We start from the raw sequence: 16,745 nt of genomic DNA, 5'->3' as shown, positions 1-16,745 counted from the left end.
GCGCCCCGAAACCCTTGACCATGGCGGTATTCACCGAAGTCACGCCCTCCCAGGCTGCGGCGCTGCTGCGCCCGCTGGGCTTGGGCGAACTGATCGAGCTGCGCGGCTGCCCGGGCGGAATCGAAAACACCAACTACTTTGCCTCGGTGCGCGCACCCAGCGGCGAGCGCCACGAATACGTGCTCACGCTGTTCGAGCGCCTAGGCTTTGAGCAACTGCCCTTTTACCTGTATCTGATGCAGCATCTGGCGGCCAAGGGCATCCCGGTGCCCAACCCGGCCCCCGACGCCAGCGGCCACATCCTGCACCGGCTGCAGGGCAAACCGGCGGCGGTGGTCAACAAACTGCGCGGCCACAGCGAACTCAGCCCCCAGCCCGGCCACTGCGCGCAACTGGGCACCCTGCTGGCGCGCATGCACCTGGCGGCGCTGGACTACCCGCGCCAGCAACCCAATCTGCGCGGCCTGGCGTGGTGGAACGAAACCGCGCCGCTGGTGCTGCCACACCTGGCCCCGGAGCAGGCCGATTTGCTGCGCAGCGAACTGGCGCTGCAAAACGCGCTGGTGCAGCAGGCTGGCTACCAGGCCCTGCCGCGCGGCCCGGTGCACGCCGACCTGTTTCGCGACAACGCGATGTTCGAGGGCGGTGAGCTTACCGGCGTGTTCGATTTCTACTTTGCCGGCTGCGACACCTGGTTGTTCGACCTCGGGGTGTGCCTCAACGACTGGTGCATCGACCTCGCCAGCGGCCAGCCCGACGCGGCGCGCAGCCACGCCCTGCTCGACGCCTACCAGCGCGTGCGCCCCTTCACAGCGGCCGAACAAACTCTGCTGCCCATGCTGATGCGCGCTGCGGCGCTGCGCTTTTGGCTCTCGCGCCTGTGGGATTGGTATTTGCCGCGCTCGGCTGCGCTGCTGCAACCGCACGACCCGACCCACTTCGAGCGCGTGCTGCGCGCCCGGGTGGCCCACGCATGAGGCTGCACCGCGTACCGGCGCGCACCGGCTGGCTGTGGGTCAAACTGGGCTTGCGCACTTTTTTCAAGCAGCCGCTGGCGCTGGCCGGGCTGTTTTTCATGTTCATGCTGCTGGTCACGGTGCTCTCGATGGTGCCGCTGCTGGGGCAGGCGCTGGCGCTGGCGCTGCTGCCTGCGGCCACGCTGGGTCTGATGGCGGCCACACGCATCGCCGCCGCCGGGCAGTTCCCCATGCCCGCGGTGTTGGCCAGCGCCTTCCAGGCCGGGCGCGAGCGCGCACGCGCCATGCTGGTGCTGGGAATGATCTACGCCGCGGGTTCGCTGCTGATCATGGGCCTGACGCTGCTGCTCACCGGCGGCGCGCCCACGCCCTTGGTTGATCCAGCCAGCGTGCCCGCTCCGGGCACCGCCCCCAGCCCCGAAGACCTGGTGCTCAACCCCGAGGCCATCAACCGCATGATGATCGGCGTGCTGCTGCACATCCCGCTCGGGCTGCTGTTTTGGCACGCCCCAGCGCTGGTGCACTGGCACGGGGTGTCGCCGCTCAAGAGCCTGTTTTTTAGCGCGCTGGCGTGCTGGACCAACAAGGCCGCGCTGCTGGTCTATTTCCTTGGCTGGGGCGTGGTGTTCTTTGGCGTCTCGCTGCTGCTGGTGCTGCTGGGCGGCTTGGTGGGTGGGCCGCAGTTCATCGGCATGCTGCTGTTCCCGGTGGCGATGCTGATGAGCGCGATCTTTTTTACCTCGCTCTACTTCACCTTCCGCGACAGCTTCGAGACCGACGAAGGGCAGCCACCGGCCTGACGCGGCCCCGCTGCGCTACAGCGGCGTGAGCTTGGCCACCGCCAGCGCCAGCCATTTGCTGCCGTGGCGCGTAAAGTTCACGTGGGCGCGCGCATCGTCGCCGCGCCCCTCGACGGCCAGCACCTTGCCTTGGCCAAATTTTTGGTGAAACACCGCCATGCCGCTGCGGATGCCGTGCGTGTCGGCTGTGGCTGGGGCGCTGCGGCTGGGCAGACCGGGCACCCCCGGCACTTCAGGCACCAAGGCGCTGCGGCCCCAAGCCGGTTGCAGCCCAGTCGACCCACGGGCCAGCCCGGCCACTGCACCCGGTTTGGGGCTGAGCCACTGCAGGCACTGCGGTGGCAGCTCGTCCAGAAAGCGGCTGCGCGGGTGGTAGCGCGTTTGGCCGTGCAACATGCGCGTCTGGGCGTGGCTCAAATACAGGCGCTGGCGCGCGCGCGTGATGGCCACGTACATCAGCCGCCGCTCCTCCTCCAGCGCCTGCGCGCTGCTGCTGGCGTTGTCGTGCGGGAACAGGCCTTCTTCGAGCCCGGTGATGAACACGGCGTCGAATTCCAGCCCCTTGGCGGCGTGCACGGTCATGAGCTGCACCGCGTCTTGCCCGCTCTGGGCTTGGTTGTCGCCCGCTTCCAGCGCGGCGTGGCTCAGGAAGGCTTGCAGCGGGCTCAGGGTTTCGCCGCTGGGCGGCTCCTCATCGGGTGGGTTGCCTGCATTGGCCGCTGCCCCTGCCTCGGCCGCCGCCGTCTCGTCCAGCGGCAGCGCCACCGCGTCGCGGCCAAAGCCTTCTTGCATCACAAAGCTCTCGGCGGCGTTGAGCAGTTCCTCTAGGTTTTCTACGCGCTCGCTGGCGTCGCGCTCGGCGCGGTAGTGCGCCAGCAGGCCGCTGTGCTGCAACACCTGCTCCACGATCTGGCGCAGCGCCAAGCCTTGGCAGCGCTCGCGCAAGGCATCGAGCAAGGCCACGAAGGCGCCCAGGCTGGCCCCGGCCCGGCCCGGCACCGCGCTGGCCGCATCGTGCAGGGAGCAGCCGGCCGCCTGCGCCGCCGCTTGCAAGGCCTCCACGCTGCGCGCCCCGATGCCGCGTGGCGGAAAATTGAGCACGCGCAGCAGGCTGGTGTCGTCGGCGGGGTTGTCGAGCAGGCGCAGGTAGGCCAGCGCGTGCTTGATCTCGGCGCGCTCGAAAAAGCGCAGCCCGCCATAGACCCGGTACGGCAGCCCGGCGTTGAACAGCGCCGTCTCCAGCACCCGGCTTTGCGCGTTGCTGCGGTACAGCAGCGCCACCTGGTGCGCCGGCAGGCCATCGCGGCCGGTGAGCTGGCGCACCTCATCCACGATCCAGTTGGCCTCGGCGTAGTCGCTCGGCGCTTCATAGACGCGCAGTGGCTCGCCCGTGCCCTGGTCGGTGCGCAGGTTTTTGCCCAAGCGGCCCTGGTTGTGCTCGATCAGCCGGTTCGCGGCTTCCAGTATGTGCGCCTGGCTGCGGTAGTTTTGCTCCAGCTTGATTTGCTGGCGCACGCCAAACTCGCGCACGAAATCGGCCATATTGCCCACGCGCGCGCCGCGAAAGGCGTAGATGCTCTGGTCGTCGTCGCCCACCGCCAGCACGGCGTTGCCGGCCGGCACAAACTGGTTGCCCTCCATGCGCCCGGCCAGCAGCTTGAGCCAGGCGTATTGCAGGCGGTTGGTGTCTTGGAACTCATCGACCAGTATGTGCCGGAAGCGGCGCTGGTAGTGCTCGCGCACCGGGTCGTGGTCGCGCAGCAGCTCGAAACTGCGCAGCAGCAGCTCGCCAAAGTCGAGCACGCCTTCGCGCTGGCACTGCTCCTCGTACAGGCGGTAAAACTCGATTTTGTGGCGCTGCTCGGCATCGCGCGCGGGCACCTGGTGTGCACGCTGGCCCTCCTCTTTGCAGGCGTTGATGAACCACTGCAATTCCTTGGGCTTGAAGCGCTCCTCATCGAGGGCGAGCTGCTTGTGCAGCCGCTTGATGGCGCTGAGCTGGTCTTGCATGTCCAGAATCTGGAACGTGGCGGGCAGATTGAGCAGCTTGCAGTGGGCGCGCAACATGCGGTGGCACAGGCCATGAAAGGTGCCGATCCACATCCCGCGCACGTTCAGCGGCAGCAGCGCCGCCAGCCGCGTGAGCATCTCTTTGGCGGCCTTGTTGGTGAAGGTCACGGCCAGCACCCCGGCCGGGCCGACTTGCCCGGTGCTCAGCAGCCAAGCGATGCGGGTGGTGAGCACGCGCGTTTTGCCGGAACCGGCACCGGCCAAAATCAGCGCCGGTTCGGGCCCCAGCGTGACGGCAGCGAGCTGCTCGGGGTTGAGGCTTTGCAGCAGCGGCGACGGCTGGTCTAGGGCTGAGGTGGGGCTGGGGGTGTAGGCCGGGCTGGGGGCGGATTCGGGCGCGAAACGGTGGATCATGGGCCGATTATCGGCTGGCCCACGCGCCCGCCTGCGTCCGCCTGCGTTTACTGCACCGGCGGCGCTTCGAGCACGATTTCCACGCGCCGGTTCTGCGCCCGCCCGGGCGCGGTGGCGTTGTCGGCCAGCGGCTGCGTGTCGGCCACGCCGGTGGCGCGCAGCCGCATCGGATTCACGCCGCGCGTCTCCAAGTGACGCACCACCGCACCGGCGCGGCCCGCCGCCAGCTCCCAGTTGGAAGGAAAGCGCGCGGTGGCGATGGGCACGTTGTCGGTGTGCCCCTCGACCACGATGGTGTGGCCAATGGCCTGGTTGAGCACCGGCAGCAGCTCGTCCATCACGCGCTGCCCCGCCGGGGTCAGTGCGGCCTGGCCGGGCGCAAACAGCAACTCGCTGCTGATGCGAAAGCGCGTCACGCCCTTGGCGTCGGTGACGACATCGACGTTTTGGCCCAGATCGCCCACGTTGAGCGCGGGCGGCGCGGGCGGCACCGGGGCGGCGCGGATGTCGACCGGGTCGCCCTCCAGACGCGCCGGCGCCGTGGCTGGGTGCGGCAGCGGCACCGGCGGCAAGATGGTGGTGCCCGCATCAGCCGCGGCTTGCTCGCGCGGGTACAGCCGGTCGAGCGCGATCTCGCGCCGCTCGCCGCGAAAGGCCTCGCTCACCGGCTCGGAAAAAGCCAGCATCACGACCAGCATCGCCAGCAGCAGCGTCATCATGTCGAGGTAGGTGATCAGCCAGGCCTCCTCCTCTTGCACCGGCACCGGGTCCACGTGCCAGCGCTCGAAACGGCCGCTGTGCAGCGCGCTGATGGAGCGGTTGGGGCCCATGCTGTCATCGGTGGCCGCCGCCTGGTGGCTGGACGCGTTCGCCGCCGAGCCGGGCCCGGGGGGCATGCGGGCCAGCATGCTCTCGAGCAGCGTCGGGCTCATGGACGCCCGGCGGGGTTGGGTCCGGCTTTGCTGGACGGATTGGCTTTGCGCCGGCCCAAGCCCCACCAGCCGCCCGATTTAGGCGTTGCCTGCGGCCCGTCAAAAATCTCGTCTTCGTGGTGCGCCGCAAAGGACTTGAGCGTTTCGCGCATCAGCGAGGGGCTGCGCCGCGCCGTCATCATGGCGATGCCCTGCATCACCATGTTCATCAGCACCACGCGCTGCTCGGTGCGGCGCTCGAGCTTGACCGCCACCGGCTTGAAGATCAGGTTGGCGAGCAAAATGCCGTAGAAGGTGGTCATCAGGGCCACCGCCAGATGGCCGCCGATCACCAGCATGTCGCCGGTGCCCAGTATGTCCATCATATTGACCAACCCGACCAAGGTGCCGATCATGCCAAAGGCCGGCGCGTAGCTGGCCATGACGCGAAACAACTGCGCCTCGGCGGTTTCCTTGGCGCGCAGGCGCGAGATGCGCCACTGCATCAAGTCCAGAATGTCGGCCTCGGGGGTGCGCTCGATCACCAGTTGCACCCCGGTGCGCAGGAAGGGGTTGTTGACGTTTTTCAGGGCCCGCTCGACCGCTGCCAGGTCGTCGCGCATCCACAGCCGCGAGACATCGACCAGCTCGTCGATGGCGCTCTGGGTGTAGAGCCGCTCGTTTCGGATCACGGTGCCAAAGAGCTGAAACACCCGCAGCACCTCGCGCAGCGGGTAGCTCATGAAGGTAGCGGCCAGGGTGCCAAAGAGCACGATCCCCAAGCCCGGCAAGTCGATGAACAGCAGCGGGTCTTCGGCCGCAAAAATCATGACGACGACCAGCAACAGCACGCTGGCCACCATCCCGATCAGGGTGGAGGGATTCATCTGGTAGGGCTCCTGGCGGCGCATGCGCGCCGCCCTGTGACGCAATTGTGCCGCATCGACGGCCGCCGCCGCAACCCGCCTTGCCACTCACCCGCCCCCCTACGGCGCGCATGGCCGTGCGAGGGAGGATGAGCAGGATTACCCGCTTAGCGGCTGGTGCGGCCTTTGCCGGCAAAAGGCTTGGGGCCGCCTTGGGGGCGCTCGCGCTTGTCACCCCAGGCCGGGCGGTCGCCGCCGAAGGCCGGACGATCGCCATACGCAGGGCGGTCGCCGAAGGCCGGACGATCCCCGTGACTGTGGCGTGCCGGGGCGGCAGGTTTGCCAAAGCCGTGGCGCGGCCCTTCGCCGGGGGTGCGCGGTGGGTGGTGCGGCTGGTGCTGCGTCGGCCGGGCACCGAAACCGCCTTCGCGCGGGCCGCTGAAAGAGCCGCCGGGGCGGGCACCGCGCCCAGCCGGTGGGCGACCACCCGGGCCACGACGGGGCTCGCTGCGGCTCTCGTAGAGTTGCTTGCGCGGCTCCATGCCGACAATGGTGTGGGTGTCGATCACTTGCTGGCTAAAGGCTTCGATATCGCCAATCTTGCGCCGGTCGCGCATTTCGGCCATCGTCACCGCCATCCCTTGGCGCCCGGCGCGGCCGGTGCGGCCGATGCGGTGCGTGTAGTCCTCGGCCTTCATCGGCAGCCCGTAGTTGAATACGTGCGTGATGCTGGGCACGTCGATGCCGCGCGCGGCCACGTCGGTGGCCACCAGAATCTGCACCTGGCCGCTGCGCAGCGCCATCAGGCGCCGGTTGCGCAAGCCCTGGCTGAGCGCCCCGTGCAGCGCCACGGCGGCAAAACCGGCCTGCTGCAAATCGGCCGCCAAGGCGTCGCACTCGATCTGGGTGCTGGAAAAAACGATCGCCTGCCCGATGGAGGCGTCGCGCAGCCAGTGGTCCAGCAGCTGGCGCTTGTGCTCCGGGCTGTCGCACCAGTACAGGCGCTGCTCGATGTTGACGTGCCGGTCTTGCGGGGTGTCGATCTGCACCCGCTGCGGCTCGCGCATGACGCGCGTGGCCAGCGACTGGATGCGCGGCGCAAAGGTGGCGCTGAACATCATGGTCTGGCGCCGCGCCGCAGTGAGGCGGTTGACTTCGGCCAGGTCGTCGGCAAAGCCGAGGTCGAGCATGCGGTCGGCCTCATCGACCACCAAAAACTGCACCTGGTCGAGCACCAGTTGGCCGCTGCGCTGCAAGTCCAGCAGGCGGCCCGGCGTGGCCACCACCAGGTTGGCGTTTTGCAGCTTGGCAATTTGCATCTGGTACGGCATGCCGCCGACCACGTTGGCGATGCGCAGGCCGCGGCAGTGTTGCACCAGGTCGATGGCGTCGTTGGCGACTTGCTGCGCCAGTTCGCGCGTCGGGCACAACACCAGCGCACCGGGCACGGTGGGCTTGAAGTGGCGCGCCAGCAACGGGTTTTGGCGCTTGGCTCGTTTGGGAACCGGCTGGCCAGCGGCAGCGGCTTCAGCTTGTTGGCGTTCCCAATCGGCGCGCTCGGCGGCTTCTTGCTGCTCCATCTGGACCAGCAAGGTGTGCAGCACCGGCAGCAGGAACGCCGCCGTTTTGCCGCTGCCGGTCTGGCTCGACACCATCAGGTCAGTGAAAGCCTGCGCGCCGGAGCGGCCCGTGCCTTCGGCCTGCATGGCTTTGGGGATCACGGCTTGCTGCACCAGCGTGGGCTGGGTGAAGCCAAGGTCGGCCACAGCGTTGAGCAGCGGCTGGGCCAGGCCCAGGGCGGCAAAAGCCGAGGGGGCGGTGGGGGTGGCCACGGGGGTGGCCGCAACCACGGGCGTGGCGGCGGCAGGGGTGGCTGCGTCGGCAGCCTCAGGGGTGTAAGCAATGTCTGTCATGTCGTTCGTCCATGCGCACTGTAGGCGCAAAGGAACAAAACGGAAGGCCGCGCAGCCGTGCTGGCCGTGCGGGTACGCCCGATTCGTTCGTGGTGAAAAAACACATCGACCACAAACAAATCGACCTGGGCGCTATGCTTCCCCCTAAGGGGCAGTGCAACCAGGCTGGGGTTGGATGGGGTGGCGGTGCCGCTGCTCTTTAAGCCCGACTGCGCCCCATGAAACCACCCCCAAAAAAGCGTGAGGCAGATGCAAATGTCTTCGCTGTATTTCAGCGAAGCCCCCGATTATGGCGCATTTACGCGCGGCGTGCAAATTTATTTTTTAGTGACCCGCAACCGGCTTTGCGGATAGCTCGATCCCTAGCGCCTTCATAACAGCCAGCGTGGAGCGCAGCGTCGGGTTGCCATGGGCGCTGAAGGAGCGGTAGAGCTGTTCGCGCGACAGGCCGGTCTGGTTGGCAATCTGCGCCATGCCCTTGGCCCGGGCAACGACGCCCAGCGCATGCGAGATGTAGGCCGTATCCTGGGTCTGGAGCGCCGCAGCCATGAAGTCAGCAATGGCCTGGTCGGAACTCAAATCCTCGGCCGGATCGTAGGGGCTCAGTTTTTCGCTCATGCTCATTCACTCCATTGCTCTGCCAGGCGCAGCGCGGTAGCAATGTCCCGCACCTGCGAGGCTTTGTCACCGCCGCACAACAAAACGATGATCTGATTGCCGCGCCGCTGAAAATACACCCGGTACCCCGGACCATAGTGGATGCGCAGTTCGCTCACACCCTTACCCACTGGCTCGGCGTCGCCCACATGACCAAAGGCCAAGCGATCGAGCCGCGCTGCAATGGCGGTGCGAGCGCGCCCATCCTTGAGCCTAGAACGCCACTTGCGAAAGGCTTCGGTTTGCAGCAACTCAAACATGTTTGGAGTGTAGTCTAAAAACTACATCATCGCAACACCAATTCAAGGCGACCCCGCAGCCCTACTGGCCCTTTAGCGCAGCAGATGCTGCCGGTAGTGCTCCAGCTCGTCGATGGACTCGTGCACGTCGGCCAGCGCGGTGTGGCGCTGCTGCTTTTTGAAGGCGGCATAGACCTCGGGCCGCCAGCGCTTGGCCAGCTCCTTGAGCGTGCTCACGTCGAGGTTGCGGTAGTGGAAGTAGTCTTCCAGCTTGGGCATGTACTTGAGCAAAAAGCGCCGGTCTTGGCCGATGCTGTTGCCGCACATGGGCGAGCCGCCCTTGGGCACGTAGCGGCGCAAGAAGGCCAGCAGCTCGGCCTCGGCCTCGGCCTCGCTCAGGCGGCTGGCGCGCACCTTGTCGAGCAGACCGCTCTTGCCGTGCGTGCCCTTGTTCCAGTTGTCCATCGCCGCCAGCAGCGCCTCGCTTTGCTGCAGCACCAGCACCGGGCCGTCGATGCGCGGGCTCAAATGCGGCCCGGTGACAACCACGGCGATCTCGAGCAGGCGCTCTTTGTCCGGGTCGAGCCCGCTCATCTCGCAGTCGATCCAGACCAGGTTTTGGTCGCTGTGGTGCAGTTCGGCCGCGGCGGCCAAGGGTGGGGCGGGGTTTTGCATGGGCTGCATTCTCGCCGATTCGTGCGCCGATTCGCCCCAGTCCCTGCAGCATAGGGCGGCGGCTCCTATACTTGCGGGCTATGAATGATTTTGCTGTTTTTGCCCCGGCCTTGTGGACGGCCGTGTTTTGCCTGCTGCTGGCCGCTGGCTTGCTGACCCGGCTCTGGCTGGCCGGGCGCCAGATGCGCCACGTGGCGCAACACCGCGCCGCCGTGCCGGCACCCTTTGCCGAGCGCATCGGGCTGGCGGCGCACCAGAAAGCGGCCGACTACACCATCGCCAAAACCCGCTTGGGGCTGATCGAAACCAGCTTCGGGGCGGCGCTGCTGGTGGGCTGGACGCTGCTGGGGGGCCTGAATGCCCTCAACCAGGGCTTGCTGGCGTGGTTCGGGCCGGGCTTGCTGCAACAGGTGGCGCTGCTGGCGGCCTTTACCGCGCTGGGGGCGCTGCTGGAGCTGCCGCTGTCGTGGTACCGCACCTTCGTGCTCGAACAAAGGCACGGCTTCAACCGCATGACCCCGCGCCTGTGGCTCAGCGACGGCCTCAAGGGCGCCGCCGTGGGGGCTGTGATCGGGTTGCCCGTGGTGGCCTTGCTGCTGTGGCTGATGCAGGCCGCCGGCCCCCTGTGGTGGTTGTGGGCGTGGGGGCTGTGGATGGCCTTCAACCTGCTGCTGCTGGTGTTGTACCCAAGCCTGATCGCGCCGCTGTTCAACCGCTTCGAGCCGCTGCAAGACCCGGCCCTGAAAACGCGCATCGAAGCCCTGTTGGCGCGCTGCGGCTTTCAGGCCAAGGGCTTGTTCGTGATGGACGGCAGCAAGCGCAGCGCGCACGCCAACGCCTATTTCACCGGCTTTGGGCCGGCTAAGCGGGTGGTGTTCTTCGACACCTTGTTGCAGCAGCTGGCGCCAGGCGAGCTCGACGCCGTGTTGGCGCACGAGCTGGGGCACTTCAAGCGCCGCCACATCCTCAAGCGCATCGCGCTGATGGCGCTGCTGAGCTTGGGCGCTTTGGCGCTGCTGGGCTGGCTGGTGCAGCAAGTCTGGTTCTACACCGGCTTGGGCGTGACCCCCAACCTGATGCAGCCCAACGGGGCCCTGGCCCTGATCCTGTTTTTGCTGGTAACCCCGCTGGTCGGCTTTTTTGCTTCGCCGTGGATGAGCGCGCTGTCGCGCCGGCAAGAGTTCGAGGCCGACGCCTTTGCGGTTGCGCACGCCGACCCGCGCGACCTCGCCAGCGCCCTGCTCAAGCTCTATAAAGACAACGCCAGCACCCTCACGCCCGACCCGCTGTACGTGCGCTTTTACTACTCGCACCCGCCCGCCGGCGAGCGCTTGGCGCGCTTGGGCGCATGATGCCTACCCAGTGCCCCGATGCCACTGGTTCGGGGCTGGCTGAGCGCCTGGGTTTGGTGGTCGGCACCCACGGCCGCCACTGCTGGGTCGAGACCGACGACGGCCAGCGCCTGCTGTGCCACCCGCGTGGCAAAAAAGACGCCCCCTTGGTGGGCGACCGGGTCTGCTGGCAACCCAGCGGCGACGGTGGCACGATCATGCGCACGCTGGAGCGGCGCAATCTGTTCTACCGCCAAGACGAACTGCGCACCAAGTCCTTTGCCGCCAACCTCGACTTGCTGCTGGTGCTGCTGGCCGCCGATCCGGTGTTCTCCGAAAGCCAGCTCAACCGCGCCCTGGTGGCCGCCCGCGCCGCCGGCATCGAGGCGCTGGTGGTGCTCAACAAACAAGACCTGGGCCCGGCTTTCGACAGCGCCTGGGAGCGCCTAGCCCCCTATCGCGCCTTTGGGCAAACCGTGCTGCCGCTGTGCCTGAACGCGCCGGGCGGCGCAGCGGGTGCGCCCGCAAGCCTTGACGACGACGGCGGCCTCGAGGCCCTGCGCCAGCACCTAGAAGGGCGCGCGACGCTGGTGCTGGGCCCTTCGGGCACCGGCAAAAGCACCCTAGTCAACCGGCTCGTGCCCACGGCCATGGCCGCCACCGGAACGGTCTCGCGCGCGCTCAATTCGGGCCGTCACACCACCACCAGCAGCACCTGGTACTGGCTCGATGCACAGCGCCGCTCGGCGCTGATCGACTCGCCCGGTTTTCAGGAGTTTGGCTTGCGCCACCTCGAGCCACCGCAACTGGCGCACCTGATGCCCGACCTCGACGCGCACTGCGGACAGTGCCGCTTCTACAACTGCACCCATCTGCACGAACCGGGTTGCGCGGTGCGGGCCGCCGTGGGTGCGGGCATCAACGAGCAGCGCTACCGGCTCTACGTCGATCTGCACCGCGAACTCAGCGTGGCGGCGCGCTATTAGGAAAGGCGCCGCGGAAACCTCACCAAGCGCGCGCCAGCAGCGCCAGCGCCAGCAGCAGCAGCCACAGCAACACGCCGCGCCAAACCAGCCCGACCATGGTGGCCAGATGCGCCAATTGGGGCACGCGCGCATCCGATTCACTCCAGCCCAACTCGGGTGAATACAGGGGCTCACCCAAGGGCGGGCCGCTGCCCAGGCGCACGTTCATGGCCCCCGCACTGGCAGCCAACAACAAGCCGTCGTTGCCCTTGGTCAGGCTGCCTTCCTGGCGCCAATTGGCCAGCGCTTCCTCGAAATTGCCCACCACAGCAAACGCCAGCGCGGTGGCGCGCACCGGCACGTAATCGACCACGCGCCAGCCGCGCCGCGCTGCGCTGGCAGAGGTGTCCTCGACTTCAACCGCCGTGCGCACCGACCAATGGCGCGCCACATGCAAGGCCATGCGATACAAGACCGCCCCGGCCGGCCCTAGGCCCATCGCTGCAAACACCACAAACGCCACCATCACCCCAAACACATGGCGGTGCGCGGCCAGCACCGAGTGTTCGATCACATGGCGCAGCAACTCCTGCTGCGGCAACTCGGCTACCTCCACCCCTTGCCAGCGCGCCAGCTCGGCCCGCGCCGCCGCCTCATCGCCCGACTCCAGCGCCACCCGGATGGAGGTGAAGTGGTGGCTGAACTGCCTAAAGCCCAGCGTGAGGTAGAGCACCAGCGCCGCCCACGCAAAACCGAGCAGACCGTGCACCCAGTTGAGCAAGCCGTAGATCAACAGCGCGAGCACGGTGGGCAGCAGCACCGCCAGCGCCCAAGCCAGCCAGCCATGCTGCCACTGCCCGGCATCGAGCCAGCGGCGCGCAGCGGCCGCCCAAGCGCGCAGCGCAGCGTGGGCCGGGTTGTCGTCGGGCAAGGGGCGCGCCTGTTCGAGCACCAAAGCCAAAATGAGGGCGAACAAGGTCATGGGTTGGCATCATAACCAGTGCAACCGCTTTCGGCCAGCCCTGTGCAGGCTGTCCTGCGCCTGTCCTAGAACGCACCCGCCGCCGGAGCGCCGGGGCCGGCTCAGGCACTCAACAGCCGGTACAGGTTGCGCAGCATGGCCGCCGTGGCGCCCCAGATGTAGCACTCCCGCGTGCCGTCGTGCCAAGGCATGGAAAACCATTGCCGGTGGCTGCCTTGCCAAAGCAACTCGTGGCGGCGGTGGTGCGCGGGGTTCATCAAATAGGCCAGCGGCACCTCAAACACCGCCGCCACCTCGCGCGGATTGGGTTGCAAACGCTGCCAAGCGGGCACCAGCGCCAGCACCGGCGTGACGATGAAGCCGCTGCCGGTGGTGTAGATGGGCAATTGACCCAGCACCTCGACCGCCTGGTGCGGCAGCCCGATTTCTTCTTCCGCCTCGCGCAAGGCGGCGGCTTGCGCATCGGCATCGGTGGCGTCGATCTTGCCGCCCGGGAACGCGATCTGGCCGGGGTGATCGGGCAAGGCAAGGCTGCGCTCGGTGAGCAAGAGCGTGGGCTGCGGCCCGGTGCGCACCGCCATCAACACCGCCGCCGGGCTCGGCACGCGGTCGATGAAGCGGGGCTCGTGGTGCAACTCGGGCTGCCAGACCGGAGGGGCCGCAAAGCGCTGGCGCAGCGCCATGGGCTGGCACTGCGCCAGCGCCACGGCGGGCAGGTGGCTGTCGGTGCCGAGCACGGGCACTTGGGTGGGATCAAACATAGCTGGCCGGGCGGCTGCCGCGCATGCCGCACCACACACACCCGCCTTGAAGTTAAGATAAGCGCTATTGTGCAGGGGTTGGAAGCGCAACACACAGGAGGCGGCATGGATGGCGCATGGGCAGCGGGCGCATCGTGGAAAGCCCGATTCGGCAAGTCATCCCACCAGTGGGTCTTGGCGGCTTTGTGCGCCGCTGCGTTGGCGCTGGCCTCGGCTCAGGCCCAAGCGGTCGAGGCCAATCAGGCTTCACCCGCCGACCTCGATGCCATCAAGGGCATAGGCCCGGTGATGGTCGAGCGCATCGTGTCGGCGCGCCAACAGCGTCCCTTTGCCAACTGGAGCGATTTTTCGAACCGGGTGCGCGGCGTGGGCCCCGCCACCGCGACCCGCCTGTCGGCCAACGGCTTGACCGTCAACGGCAGGCGCTTGGGCCAAGAACCCCCGCCCACCCCCATCCAGTGGCAGCCCATGGTGCCACGCCCGCTGGAGCCGGCGCACTCACCCGGCCCCGCACCCAAAGCCCACAACTGACCGGCACAAGCCCTCCAGTATTTCCTCAAGTCGGCGCCCAATCCAACGATATAAAAGGCATGACCCGCGGATCGCCAAAATTTGCATCCACCCCTTCGACCCACCCACCCACCATGGCCATCCACCTGCTCGACTACTATCAGGCGATCGAAAGAACCAGCCAAGCGATGCTCGATGCGGCACAGACGCAAGACTGGGACGAGATGGTGCGCCTCGAAAGCGCCTGCGCCGTGTTGATCGCGCGCTTGCGCGAACTCGGCAGCGAGACCCCCCTGACACCCGAAGAGCGCGCGCGCAAGCAGCGCATCATGCTCACCCTGCTGCGCCACGATGCGCAAATCCGAGAATTGGTGGAACCTTGGGTGGATGAGTTGGGCACCGTCTTGCACCCGCCGCAGTCGCGGCTGCTGCACTAGTCTCAAACCTGCATATTCATCACATCGGTGTAAGCCTGCATCATGCGGTTGCGCACATGCAGCGCGGCCTGAAAGCCGATTTGGGCCTTTTGCATGGCCAACATGGTTTGCTCTAGGCTGACATTGGGGTTGCCGATCTGGAACTCGGTCTGCAACTGCGTGGCCCGGTTTTGTGCCGCGCTGACGTTGTGCAGCGCGGTTTTGAAGGCCTGCCCAAAACCACTGGCACCGGCAACCTCAGCCGCGCCCCCGGCCTCGAGGGAGGGTGGACGCGTTGGCGCGCGCACTGCGCCCGCAGTGACGGTCGTGGGGGGGGTAAGGCGCAATTCCATGGCAGTATCCTTGCAGTACGGGGTTCAATCCGACGCAACCGATGCTACGGCTCGGCGCGGCCCAGCTTGAGCCCGATAAGACACCCATCCAAGGGGCTTTTCCTGCTTTAGATTCCGGGATGGGCTTTCATAATTGCCTCAAACCGCCCGCCCTCCCGCCCTTTCACGGCGCTTGAACCCCACCGCCACGCATGAACACCGCCGTTGCCACCGTTGATGCCCCCTTCGCCCAGGCTGCGGGCCGTCCCAACCGCCTGGTGCAAGGCTTTGCGCGCTTGGACAGCGGGCGCAAGCTCATGCTCGCCCTAGGCGCCGCAGGCCTGCTGGCCCTGCTGGTGGCAGCCGTCCTAATGGCCGGCCGGCCCGAGTTTCGGGTCTTGTACGCCAATCTGTCGCCGCAAGACGGCGGCGCCGTGATCGAGCAGTTGTCGCAACTCGGTGTGCCCTACCAACACTCTGAGGGCGGCACCGCGATCTTGGTGCCGGCCGACCGGGTACACGACGTGCGGCTGCAACTGGCGGCGCAAGGGCTGCCGCGTGGCAGCGTGGTCGGCTTTGAGCTGATGGACAGCGCCCGCTTGGGGATGACGCAATTCCAAGAACGCCTGAATTTCCAGCGCGGCCTCGAAGGCGAACTGGTGCGCTCGATTTCCTCGCTCAATGCCGTGGCCGAAGCGCGCGTGCACCTGGCACTACCGAACCAGACCGGGTTTTTCAGGGAGCAGCAAAAGCCCTCGGCCAGCGTATTGCTGACCCTGCACGGCGGCCGCACGCTGGACCGCGCCCAAGTGGCCGGCATCGTGCATCTGGTGGCCAGCAGCGTGCCCGAAATGCGCCCCGCCGCCGTGAGCGTGGTGGACCAGCAGGGCAATCTGTTGTCGCAAAGCGCCGACGGCGCACAAAATGGCATCGATTCGCGCCAGCTCGAATACCGGCGCATGGTCGAGCAGATGTATGCACAGCGCATCTTGGATCTGCTCGAACCCTTGGTGGGGCGCCAAAACGTGCGCGCCCAGGTCACGGCCGACGTCGATTTTTCGGTCACCGACCAGACCAGCGAGCAATTCCGCCCCAACCAAACCCCCAACGAAGCCGCCGTGCGCAGCGCTCAACTGCTCGAGAGCGGCAGCCAGACCGACCAAACCCCCGCCGGCGTGCCGGGTGCGGTGGCCAACTTGCCGCCGGGGGCCGCTGCCGCCCCCATCAACGCCCCCGATGCCGCTCCCTTGGGCGTGGTGCCGGGACAAAACGTGGGTGGCGGTACGGCCGAAGCCAACCGCCGACGCGAGCAAGTCACCAACTTCGAGGTCGACCGCACCGTGGCCGTCACGCGCGGCGCCACCGGCAACATCCGCCGGTTGAGCGCGGCCGTGGTGCTCAACCATGCCGAAGGCACCGACCGCCGCGGCGAGCCCACCAGCACCCCCTTGTCGCCCGAGCTGATGGCGCAGATCAATGCCTTGGTGCGCGAAGCGATCGGCTTTAGCGAACCGCGCGGCGACACCGTCAACGTCATGAACGCCGCCTTTAACCGCACCGCGGTGGAAACCATCGAGCTGCCGCTGTGGCAGCAGCCGTGGCTGCAAGACCTGATCCGCAGCCTGGCTTGGCCACTGGGCCTGTTGCTGCTGGGCCTGATCGTGTTCTTGGGCATGGTGCGGCCCTCGCTCAAGCTGATGGCGGCCCAAGCCTCAGAAGGCGCCGATGGCAGCGCTGCACCGGGCGGCCAGCTCAACGCGCTGGTGGACGACCAACCCCAGCGTCCAGGCTTGCCCGCACCCGCATCCAATGAACCCACGGCCGAGCAGTTGCGGCTGGAGGATGCGCGACGGCTGGCACGCGAAAACCCGATGGCCGTGGCCAACATCGTGCGCGGCTGGATGAGCGGCGAAGCGGCGACGCCGGCCACCACCACCTGAGGGGCCCATATGGCGACAATCGGGCGACAATCGGGCCCTTGACAAG

General features: G+C 67.3%; 17 protein-coding genes. 7 read left to right on the top strand and 10 right to left on the bottom strand.

Annotated features, from left to right (window positions below):
* The first annotated feature begins 20 nt into the window (after positions 1-20).
* Complete coding sequence (locus SRAA_RS01800; RefSeq protein ID WP_045530643.1) at positions 21-977, top strand: homoserine kinase; 957 nt, start codon at positions 21-23, stop codon at positions 975-977.
* The gene (locus SRAA_RS01795) at positions 974-1,777 is read left to right on the top strand and encodes a BPSS1780 family membrane protein (protein ID WP_045530642.1); all 804 of its coding nucleotides are present in this window, start codon (positions 974-976) and stop codon (positions 1,775-1,777) included. Before SRAA_RS01800 ends, SRAA_RS01795 begins: the two co-directional genes overlap by 4 nt.
* A gap of 15 nt (positions 1,778-1,792) precedes the next feature.
* Here SRAA_RS01795 and SRAA_RS01790 read toward each other — a convergent pair whose 3' ends face one another.
* The 7 genes from SRAA_RS01790 to orn all read right to left on the bottom strand — a co-directional run bounded on the left by SRAA_RS01790 (position 1,793) and on the right by orn (position 9,462).
* Complete coding sequence (locus SRAA_RS01790) at positions 1,793-4,201, bottom strand: UvrD-helicase domain-containing protein (protein WP_045530640.1); 2,409 nt, start codon at positions 4,199-4,201, stop codon at positions 1,793-1,795.
* Positions 4,202-4,248: 47 nt separating this feature from the next.
* Entirely contained in the window at positions 4,249-5,133 is an 885-nt protein-coding gene (locus tag SRAA_RS01785) for an OmpA/MotB family protein (protein WP_197538514.1), read from the bottom strand.
* Positions 5,130-5,999 (bottom strand): motility protein A, encoded by an 870-nt coding sequence (locus SRAA_RS01780; RefSeq protein ID WP_082040068.1) that lies wholly within the window; start codon positions 5,997-5,999, stop codon positions 5,130-5,132. The genes SRAA_RS01785 and SRAA_RS01780 overlap by 4 nt, the downstream gene beginning before the upstream one ends.
* A gap of 146 nt (positions 6,000-6,145) precedes the next feature.
* Positions 6,146-7,891 carry a DEAD/DEAH box helicase gene (locus SRAA_RS01775; RefSeq protein ID WP_082039845.1) on the bottom strand — a complete coding sequence of 582 codons (1,746 nt, stop codon included), beginning with the start codon at positions 7,889-7,891 and terminating at the stop codon, positions 6,146-6,148.
* A 324-nt stretch (positions 7,892-8,215) separates the two neighbouring features.
* Positions 8,216-8,509 carry an addiction module antidote protein gene (locus SRAA_RS01770; protein WP_045533068.1) on the bottom strand — a complete coding sequence of 98 codons (294 nt, stop codon included), beginning with the start codon at positions 8,507-8,509 and terminating at the stop codon, positions 8,216-8,218.
* 2 nt (positions 8,510-8,511) lie between these two features.
* Entirely contained in the window at positions 8,512-8,808 is a 297-nt protein-coding gene (locus SRAA_RS01765; protein WP_045530638.1) for a type II toxin-antitoxin system RelE/ParE family toxin, read from the bottom strand.
* Between the two features lie 72 nt (positions 8,809-8,880).
* Positions 8,881-9,462, bottom strand: coding sequence for an oligoribonuclease (orn, locus tag SRAA_RS01760; protein ID WP_144318682.1), 582 nt, complete (start codon positions 9,460-9,462; stop codon positions 8,881-8,883).
* Positions 9,463-9,542: 80 nt separating this feature from the next.
* Between orn and SRAA_RS01755 the strand changes: the two genes are divergently transcribed.
* Both SRAA_RS01755 and rsgA read left to right on the top strand, forming a co-directional pair.
* On the top strand, positions 9,543-10,814 hold the full coding sequence (locus tag SRAA_RS01755; RefSeq protein WP_045530634.1) for a M48 family metallopeptidase: 1,272 nt from the start codon (positions 9,543-9,545) through the stop codon (positions 10,812-10,814).
* Positions 10,811-11,779 (top strand): ribosome small subunit-dependent GTPase A, encoded by a 969-nt coding sequence (gene rsgA / locus SRAA_RS01750; protein ID WP_171820210.1) that lies wholly within the window; start codon positions 10,811-10,813, stop codon positions 11,777-11,779. Before SRAA_RS01755 ends, rsgA begins: the two co-directional genes overlap by 4 nt.
* Positions 11,780-11,798: 19 nt before the next feature.
* Here rsgA and SRAA_RS01745 read toward each other — a convergent pair whose 3' ends face one another.
* Together SRAA_RS01745 and SRAA_RS01740 are read right to left on the bottom strand one after the other, a co-directional pair.
* A complete protein-coding gene (locus SRAA_RS01745; RefSeq protein ID WP_045530632.1) occupies positions 11,799-12,740 on the bottom strand; it encodes a CobD/CbiB family protein in 942 nt (313 codons plus the stop codon).
* 101 nt (positions 12,741-12,841) lie between these two features.
* Complete coding sequence (locus SRAA_RS01740) at positions 12,842-13,501, bottom strand: CoA pyrophosphatase (RefSeq protein WP_045530630.1); 660 nt, start codon at positions 13,499-13,501, stop codon at positions 12,842-12,844.
* Between the two features lie 105 nt (positions 13,502-13,606).
* Here SRAA_RS01740 and SRAA_RS12160 point away from each other — a divergent pair, with 105 nt between their 5' ends.
* Complete coding sequence (locus tag SRAA_RS12160; RefSeq protein WP_082039844.1) at positions 13,607-14,032, top strand: ComEA family DNA-binding protein; 426 nt, start codon at positions 13,607-13,609, stop codon at positions 14,030-14,032.
* Positions 14,033-14,145: 113 nt separating this feature from the next.
* Complete coding sequence (locus SRAA_RS01730; protein ID WP_029462104.1) at positions 14,146-14,448, top strand: flagellar protein FliT; 303 nt, start codon at positions 14,146-14,148, stop codon at positions 14,446-14,448.
* A 2-nt stretch (positions 14,449-14,450) separates the two neighbouring features.
* Here SRAA_RS01730 and fliE read toward each other — a convergent pair whose 3' ends face one another.
* Positions 14,451-14,780, bottom strand: coding sequence for a flagellar hook-basal body complex protein FliE (fliE, locus tag SRAA_RS01725; RefSeq protein ID WP_029462105.1), 330 nt, complete (start codon positions 14,778-14,780; stop codon positions 14,451-14,453).
* Between the two features lie 191 nt (positions 14,781-14,971).
* Between fliE and fliF the strand changes: the two genes are divergently transcribed.
* The gene (fliF, locus tag SRAA_RS01720; RefSeq protein WP_045530628.1) at positions 14,972-16,699 is read left to right on the top strand and encodes a flagellar basal-body MS-ring/collar protein FliF; all 1,728 of its coding nucleotides are present in this window, start codon (positions 14,972-14,974) and stop codon (positions 16,697-16,699) included.
* Positions 16,700-16,745: the final 46 nt, after the last annotated feature.

The organism is Serpentinimonas raichei (genome assembly GCF_000828895.1).
Lineage (GTDB): Bacteria > Pseudomonadota > Gammaproteobacteria > Burkholderiales > Burkholderiaceae_C > Serpentinimonas > Serpentinimonas raichei.
The sequence above is the reverse complement of the archived record's forward strand: the minus strand, read 5'-3'. Positions and strand labels throughout refer to the sequence as shown.

Bases quoted from the DNA above. Each gene is read 5' to 3' on its own strand.
- SRAA_RS01745 (WP_045530632.1), bottom strand. From the start codon at position 12,740: ATGACCTTGTTCGCCCTCATTTTGGCTTTGGTGCTCGAACAGGCGCGC.
- SRAA_RS01775 (WP_082039845.1), bottom strand. From the start codon at position 7,891: ATGACAGACATTGCTTACACCCCTGAGGCTGCCGACGCAGCCACCCCT.
- SRAA_RS01785 (WP_197538514.1), bottom strand. From the start codon at position 5,133: ATGAGCCCGACGCTGCTCGAGAGCATGCTGGCCCGCATGCCCCCCGGG.
- SRAA_RS01795 (WP_045530642.1), top strand. From the start codon at position 974: ATGAGGCTGCACCGCGTACCGGCGCGCACCGGCTGGCTGTGGGTCAAA.
- SRAA_RS01770 (WP_045533068.1), bottom strand. From the start codon at position 8,509: ATGAGCGAAAAACTGAGCCCCTACGATCCGGCCGAGGATTTGAGTTCC.
- SRAA_RS01740 (WP_045530630.1), bottom strand. From the start codon at position 13,501: ATGTTTGATCCCACCCAAGTGCCCGTGCTCGGCACCGACAGCCACCTG.
- SRAA_RS01755 (WP_045530634.1), top strand. From the start codon at position 9,543: ATGAATGATTTTGCTGTTTTTGCCCCGGCCTTGTGGACGGCCGTGTTT.
- SRAA_RS01790 (WP_045530640.1), bottom strand. From the start codon at position 4,201: ATGATCCACCGTTTCGCGCCCGAATCCGCCCCCAGCCCGGCCTACACC.
- SRAA_RS01800 (WP_045530643.1), top strand. From the start codon at position 21: ATGGCGGTATTCACCGAAGTCACGCCCTCCCAGGCTGCGGCGCTGCTG.
- SRAA_RS12160 (WP_082039844.1), top strand. From the start codon at position 13,607: ATGGATGGCGCATGGGCAGCGGGCGCATCGTGGAAAGCCCGATTCGGC.
- SRAA_RS01730 (WP_029462104.1), top strand. From the start codon at position 14,146: ATGGCCATCCACCTGCTCGACTACTATCAGGCGATCGAAAGAACCAGC.
- fliF (WP_045530628.1), top strand. From the start codon at position 14,972: ATGAACACCGCCGTTGCCACCGTTGATGCCCCCTTCGCCCAGGCTGCG.
- SRAA_RS01765 (WP_045530638.1), bottom strand. From the start codon at position 8,808: ATGTTTGAGTTGCTGCAAACCGAAGCCTTTCGCAAGTGGCGTTCTAGG.
- rsgA (WP_171820210.1), top strand. From the start codon at position 10,811: ATGATGCCTACCCAGTGCCCCGATGCCACTGGTTCGGGGCTGGCTGAG.
- orn (WP_144318682.1), bottom strand. From the start codon at position 9,462: ATGCAAAACCCCGCCCCACCCTTGGCCGCCGCGGCCGAACTGCACCAC.
- SRAA_RS01780 (WP_082040068.1), bottom strand. From the start codon at position 5,999: ATGAATCCCTCCACCCTGATCGGGATGGTGGCCAGCGTGCTGTTGCTG.
- fliE (WP_029462105.1), bottom strand. From the start codon at position 14,780: ATGGAATTGCGCCTTACCCCCCCCACGACCGTCACTGCGGGCGCAGTG.